This window comes from Streptomyces sp. 5-10, from assembly GCF_014712245.1.
GTDB lineage: Bacteria > Actinomycetota > Actinomycetes > Streptomycetales > Streptomycetaceae > Streptomyces > Streptomyces violaceusniger.
Genome location: NZ_JACVYG010000225.1, coordinates 1 through 633 on the forward strand (window position 1 = coordinate 1; position 633 = coordinate 633).

Sequence of the window (633 nt, forward strand, 5' to 3'; positions counted from 1 at the left end):
CTGGAACACCTGCCACTGACCCCCAACGGCAAACTCGACCACACCGCCCTCCCTATCCCCAGCACGGAGGGCACCAGCGAACGAGCCCCCGCCGACGTGCACGAACGCACGCTGTGTGAGCTGTTCGCCGACATCCTGGGCCTTCCGCAAACAGGTCCCGAGGACGGCTTCTTCGCTCTGGGCGGCGACAGCATCCTGTCCATCCAACTCGTCAGCCGCGCCCGCCAAGAAGGACTCTTGCTCACACCCCGCCAGATCTTCCAACACCAGACCCCGGCTGCCCTGGCCACCGCAGCAACCCACATCCCCACCACCACACCAGCCCGCCACGAAAACGGCACCGGCACCCTCCCCGCCACCCCCATCATGCGAGACCTCTTCGAACGAGGCGGACCCTTCACCACCTACCACCAATCAGTCCTGCTCACCGTCCCCGCCAACCTCGACCAACAGCGTCTCGCCACCGCCCTGCAAACCGTCATCGACCACCACGACATCCTCCGCCTCACCCTCACCAGTGCAGACGGTGAAGGCGAGTTGCGGATACCACCGCCAGGCAGCATCAACGCCGCAAACCTGCTCCACCACGCCGACCTCACCGACCACCCCGACATCCCCACCGCCATCACCGAA

Annotated in this window: 1 protein-coding gene; it reads left to right on the top strand. The window is 65.9% G+C overall.

The genetic code is table 11. From position 1 onward, the window contains the following. A partial coding sequence (locus IEJ02_RS47925; RefSeq protein ID WP_223865634.1) for a phosphopantetheine-binding protein occupies nucleotides 1-633 on the top strand: 633 nt, incomplete at both ends.